This window comes from Bacteroidota bacterium (genome assembly GCA_040388375.1).
In the GTDB taxonomy this organism is placed as follows: Bacteria; Bacteroidota; Bacteroidia; order UKL13-3; family UKL13-3; genus JAAFJM01.
Window position 1 is genome coordinate 1 of sequence record JAZKBU010000030.1, and the last position, 1,656, is coordinate 1,656.

Here is a 1,656-nt window from a genome sequence, read left to right on the forward strand (position 1 = left end):
CAACGTCTTTTATTTTAGACTGCTCTTCCTTAGAAGCGGACATGTATTCTTTGAATGTTTCAGTAGTTTTATACTCCTTACTTATTCTGTCAACAAGGTCAGACCAATTGTATTTTTTGTTCTTCCATAGCTTCGACTTGGCACTCATGCCCGTTGCTATGTCTAGTATTCCATCAAATCTCGTAGTCATAAATTTTATATTTTCCGTTTTTAATCTTTGTACGTGCTATGTGAATGGCTTTAACTGAGCGTTTTATCTTAGCGGATAGTTCTATATCCAGCATTTGGTGGTCTCGAATTAAAATTAATTCGCCGTTTGTTAGTCTCCTTTTAACCCTCTCAGACATTGACATTTGTATCTCTGACTTTTTATAGTTTTTAAGGTTGTGTTTGTTATAATCCCTGTCGGGGTGTTTGTCTTTTGTTTTCCTAGTAGGCATAAAGTTAAAATTTTGTAAGTGTTTTGACTAGTATATGCCCCACTGGTCGGCCATTGCTTGAGCTACCCCGGCAAACGTTTTGCTTCTTGTTTCTGAGCTTCTGTGGTTTGTCGCTTTTCTTTTTCTTGGGTTTCCCTTGTGATCTTTAGAACCTCCACTTACCCAAGAAATAACGTTTTCCTTTATTATTTTTGTTGGTTCTAATACCGGCAAGCCCTTTAACCACAAGCACGTTTTTTTTGAGTAAGCATGACCGTATTCATAAGGTTGTATCATTTGGTCGTATTTTGGTAAATCATAAATAGTAGAAGGTATCGGGTTTTCTATGCAGACTCTTGGACAACTTGAATTGTAAAACAGCATAAAGAATTTTTTTGCTTGAAGACCTTTTTCAAATCTGTGTTGATCTATTATTCCTTTTATTGGGTAGAGCCTTGCAGCTCCTGCATTGCTTAAATACGTGCAAGTGGGGTGTGCTATAATCAAGTCCCATTTTTCTTTAAGTAACTCTGTAACGTCTTGTTGGTAATGCCATTCAGGGTGTCCACCTGAACAGGGTTTTAGGTCGCAAGAATAGGCCTCGTGTCCTACCTTCCTAAAAGCTGTACAAACTGCCTGGCTTTCTTCGCATGCTATTAATACCCTCATAAACCTAGTCCTTTTTATAATATTTAGTTAAGTAGCCGTCTGCTGTTAACGGTAAACCTTCAGCCCATTCAGGTACAACCCCCATAATTCTACAAATTTCTTTCAGAGAATGTTCACTTAGACCTTCTGAAACTTCACACACTACTTCATCGTGCACGTGCATCACTATTTTATAGCCTAACCGGTAAATATCTTGCATTGAGTTAGCTAGTAAGTCTCGCGCAATAGCTTGTACAATGTTCTCGACAAATTTGCCCCCATAAGAATCGACCCACCACCATTTTTTGGTTAGTAAGTCTATCCCTTTATATTTTACACTGCTTTTACCGAACTTATTAATTCCAAGTTCAGCGTTTTGATAAAACAATTTACGGCCTGAAGGTAGTTGTATTGTAAGGGCTTTACCATCGTGCTCAAAAACTAAACCTCTGTATTGCGAAAGTACTATTTTTTTTCTTGTTTTCAATGCTCTTATGACGGCTTCTTCAACACCCGCCCAAAGGCCTACAATGTTCTTATTTTTGGCTCTCCACTTGTTAACAATGGTCTTCATTTCTACTTCTGAAAG

Annotated in this window: 3 protein-coding genes; all 3 read right to left on the bottom strand. The window is 37.9% G+C overall.

Features of this window, described 5'->3' with window-relative positions:
- The coding region (locus V4538_17650; protein ID MES2382877.1) for a hypothetical protein at positions 1–190 on the bottom strand (190 nt) is incomplete at its 3' end.
- Positions 191–467: 277 nt separating this feature from the next.
- Entirely contained in the window at positions 468–1,088 is a 621-nt protein-coding gene (locus V4538_17655; protein ID MES2382878.1) for a DNA cytosine methyltransferase, read from the bottom strand.
- A 4-nt stretch (positions 1,089–1,092) separates the two neighbouring features.
- Positions 1,093–1,656, bottom strand: a 564-nt coding sequence (locus V4538_17660) for a hypothetical protein (GenBank protein ID MES2382879.1), incomplete at its 5' end; no start/stop codon positions are given.